Genomic DNA, 2999 nt, shown 5'->3' on the forward strand with positions numbered 1-2999 from the left:
GTGCACACCCACTTCCTGCCGGAGCGGATGCAGCGCCGCGTGTGGGCACACTTCGACGAGGCCGGGCCGCTGATCGGCCGGGCCTGGCCGATCCGCTATCGGCTGCCGGCCGCCGAGCGCGTGGCGATCCTGCGCGAGCTGGGCGTCCGGTCCTTCACCGCGCTCGCGTACGCGCACCGCCCGGACATGGCGGCCTCGCTGAACGACTGGACGCTCGCCTTCGCCGCCGACGTGCCCGAGTGCCTGCCGTCGGCGACGTTCTTCCCCGAGGACGGCGCCGCTGCCGTGGTCGCCGACGCCCTGGACCGTGGGGCCCGGATCTTCAAGCTGCACCTGCAGGTCGGCGGCTTCGACCCGCGCTCTCCGCTGCTGGACGAGGCGTGGGGCGTGCTGGCCGATGCGGCCGCGCCGATCGTGATCCACGCCGGGTCCGGACCGGTGGCGAACGGTTTCACCGGCTCCGGCCCGATCGGCGAGGTCCTCGCCCGGCACCCGCGGCTGGCCCTGGTCTTCGCCCACCTCGGCGCCCCCGAGTACGAGGGCTTCCTCGACCTGGCCGCCACCTACGAACACGCCGCGCTGGACACCACCATGGCGCTGACCGACTTCTTCGAGGAGTTCCGCCCCTTCCCCCGCGACCGCCGGGCGCAGCTGCGCGACCTCGGGCTGGCCGGCCGGGTGTTGCTCGGCAGCGACTTCCCGAACATCCCCTACCCGTACGCCCATCAGCTGGAGGCACTCGCCCGGATCGATCTCGGCGACGACTGGCTGCGGGCGGTGTGCTGGGAGAACGCGGCACACCTGTTCGGCCTGTCGGCCTGATTAAATTGCGAGCCCGTGTCACGATCAAGCGCATGAAGAAGGCACTGGGCTGGATCCTGCTGATCCTGCTGATCTTCTACATCGGCACGAACCCGGGCCCGGCGGCGGACATCGCGACGAGCCTGGGTGACGGCATCGCGAACGTCTTCCGCAACATCGGCACCTTCTTCTCCGAGCTCGCCAACTGAGTCCTCGATGGCTCGCATCTTCGTGACCGGCTCGGCCGACGGGCTGGGCCGGGCCGCCGCCGAGCGCCTGCGCGCGGCGGGGCACGAGGTCGTGCTGCACGCTCGCTCCACTGCCCGCGCTTCGTCGCTGGACGGTCCGGTGCTGGTCGGCGATCTCTCGTCCATCGCCGAGACCCGCGCGCTCGCCGCCGCGGCCGACGACTCGGGGCGGTTCGACGCGGTCATCCACAACGCCGGGATCGGCTACACGGCTCGGCGGCGGGTCGAGACCGCCGACGGGCTCGAGCAGCATTTCCAGGTCAACGTTCTCGCGCCCTATCTGCTGACCGCGCTGATGACCACCCCGGACCGCTTGATCTATCTGAGTTCGGGGATGCACGAGGGCGGGCACGCGGCGCTGGACGACCCGCAGTGGACCCGGCGGCGGTGGAGCGGGGCGAGCGCGTACAGCGACACCAAGCTGTGGGACGTGGTGCTGGCCTTCGCGGTGGCACGGCGCCTGCCGGGGGTGCTGTCCAACGCCGTCGACCCGGGGTGGATCGCCACGAGGATGGGCGGGCGCGGTGCGCCGGGCGGGCTGGATGAGGGTACGCGTACGCAGATCTGGCTGGCCACCAGCGACGACCCGGACGCCCGCGTGAGCGGCCGGTACTTCTACGACCGGCGCGCCCGCCCCGCCGCCGCGGCCGCGTCCCGGGCCGAGCTGCAGGAGGAGTTGCTGGACTACTGCGCCGGCCTGACCGGCGTCACGCTGTGAAAATCACCTGCGTCGGTCTGTCCACTGTGGACATCGTCTACCGGGTGCCGCGGATCCCCGGTGCGGACGAGAAGGCGCAGGCCACGTCGGTGGAGGTCGCGGCGGGCGGTCCGGCGCTCAACGCCGCCGTTACGGCGGCCGCGCTCGGCGCCCGGGTCACGCTGGTCACGGCGGTCGGTTCGCATCCGCTGGGCGAGCTGATCAGGTCGGATCTCGACGGGTACGGGGTGCGCCTGGTCGACGCCGCGGAGTCGTCGGCGCCGCCACCGATCTCGGCCGTCACCGTCGAGGAGGACTCCGGGCGGCGGACCATCGTCAGCCGCAACGCGGGCGACGTCGCCGTGCGCGTACCCGACGATCTTGATCTCGATGGTGTCGTGCTGGTCGACGGGCACCACCCGGCGCTGGCGGACGTCGCCGCACGGGGCGCCGGGCGACTGGTGGTCGACGCCGGGCACTGGCGGCCGGTCTTCGCGACGATCCTTCCGCACGCGTCGGTGGTGGCGTGCTCGGCCGGCTTCCGCCTGCCACCGTCGGTGGGCGACCTGTCCACAGTGGCTCCCGACGTGGCGGTCACCGACGGACCGCACCCGGTGCGGTGGTGGTCCGGCGCGGCCTCGGGCTCGCTCGACGTGCCCACGGTCGCCGCGGTCGACACCGCCGGCGCGGGCGACGCGTTCCACGGCGCCCTGGCCGTGGCGCTGGCATCGGGCGCGTCCTTCACCGACGCTCTCCGCGAGGCCATCCGCGTGGCCGCGATCCGCGTCCGGCACCGAGGCCCGCGCTCCTGGCTCTCCGACCCGGGCCTCACCAGCGAACAGTGGTAGCCCAGAAGGGGATCCGCGGGCCCGATAGCCCGAAGGGCTACCACTTCCGGTGTTCACCGCGTCCGCCAGCGAACAGTGGTAGCCCAGAGGGGCATCCGCGGGCCGGATAGCCCTCTGGGCTACCACTTCGGGTCACGGCTTCCGCCACGCGTCGCCGATGCGGTCGTCGGCCGTGATGGGTCGCAGGACGCGGGCGGGCACGCCGGCGGCGACCGTCAGGGCGGGGACGGAGCGGGTCACCACGCTGCCGGAGCCGATCACGCTGCCGCGGCCGATCCGGACGCCGGGGTTGATCGTCACGCCGCCGCCGACCCAGACGTCGTCCTCGATGACGACCCGCTCGGCGATGCAGGCGCCGGCCGTACGCTCGGCCGGGTCGATGGCGTGGTTCGTGGTGTAGATGCT

Annotated in this window: 5 protein-coding genes; 4 read left to right on the forward strand and 1 reads right to left on the reverse strand. The window is 72.9% G+C overall.

The window, feature by feature from the left end:
* The 4 genes from AB0M20_RS35295 to AB0M20_RS35310 all read left to right on the forward strand — a co-directional run.
* On the forward strand, positions 1–822 hold an 822-nt coding region (locus AB0M20_RS35295; protein WP_364304841.1), incomplete at its 5' end, for an amidohydrolase family protein.
* 32 nt (positions 823–854) lie between these two features.
* A complete protein-coding gene (locus AB0M20_RS35300; RefSeq protein WP_364304843.1) occupies positions 855–1010 on the forward strand; it encodes a hypothetical protein in 156 nt (51 codons plus the stop codon).
* Between the two features lie 7 nt (positions 1011–1017).
* Positions 1018–1767, forward strand: coding sequence for an SDR family NAD(P)-dependent oxidoreductase (locus AB0M20_RS35305; protein WP_364304844.1), 750 nt, complete (start codon positions 1018–1020; stop codon positions 1765–1767).
* Positions 1764–2594, forward strand: a complete 831-nt coding sequence (locus AB0M20_RS35310) for a PfkB family carbohydrate kinase (RefSeq protein ID WP_364304845.1) — start codon at positions 1764–1766, stop codon at positions 2592–2594. The genes AB0M20_RS35305 and AB0M20_RS35310 overlap by 4 nt, the downstream gene beginning before the upstream one ends.
* A 132-nt stretch (positions 2595–2726) precedes the next feature.
* Here AB0M20_RS35310 and AB0M20_RS35315 read toward each other — a convergent pair.
* Positions 2727–2999 (reverse strand): DapH/DapD/GlmU-related protein (locus tag AB0M20_RS35315; protein WP_364304847.1); only part of this gene is annotated, 273 nt, incomplete at its 5' end.

Source organism: Actinoplanes sp. NPDC051633 (genome assembly GCF_040681735.1).
Classification (GTDB): Bacteria; Actinomycetota; Actinomycetes; order Mycobacteriales; family Micromonosporaceae; genus Actinoplanes.

What these genes read in the sequence shown, in the direction of transcription:
- AB0M20_RS35300 (WP_364304843.1), top strand. Translation starts at nt 855, where the DNA reads ATGAAGAAGGCACTGGGCTGGATCCTGCTGATCCTGCTGATCTTCTAC.
- AB0M20_RS35305 (WP_364304844.1), top strand. Translation starts at nt 1,018, where the DNA reads ATGGCTCGCATCTTCGTGACCGGCTCGGCCGACGGGCTGGGCCGGGCC.